We start from the raw sequence: 616 nt of genomic DNA on the forward strand, positions 1-616 counted from the left end.
AGTGTCAAAAAAGAAGTAGAGATCCTCAAAAAGAAATACGAAGATGATCTGTTGGCTGAAATCAACGAGGATAGAGAATGTATAGGTAAAGAGTCCTTTGATTCAATGGTGCATACAGAATATGTACATGATGAGGAAACGGGTGAAGAAGTAAAAAAAACTTCAACTAAAACAATTACAGAAAGCACTATAGATCCAGAAAGTGGCTGCTTCCATAAAGGTGAGAAGGAGAAATGTTTTGCGTACTCGCATCAAACTTTCTGCGATAAGAATTCGTTCGTACTGGCAGTTACAACAGTTCCTGGAAATGTACATGATAGTGTTAGTTTTTTTGATGCCTATGAAGAATTGATCAATGGAAAATATGGATACCTGATAAAGAATGTTTCGTTAGATGCCGGATACATGACACCTGCAATATGCAGAGCCATTGTACAAAATGATCAGATTCCTTATATGCCATATAAAAGACCAATGACCAAAAAAGATTTCTTTAAAAAATACGAATATGTCTATGATGAAGAATACGACTGTTATCTATGTCCAAATGATAAGATCCTAATGTATACAACTACTACAAGAAATGGATACAGACAATATAAATCTGATCCAAAAG

The 616-nt window shown here is 34.4% G+C and carries 1 protein-coding gene; it reads left to right on the forward strand.

What is annotated here, in order from left to right:
• Positions 1–616 (forward strand): transposase (locus KTQ83_RS11955; RefSeq protein WP_217256962.1); only part of this gene is annotated, 616 nt, incomplete at both ends.

The sequence above is a fragment of the Holdemanella porci genome, from assembly GCF_019052655.1.
Taxonomy (GTDB): domain Bacteria; phylum Bacillota_I; class Bacilli_A; order Erysipelotrichales; family Erysipelotrichaceae; genus Holdemanella; species Holdemanella hominis.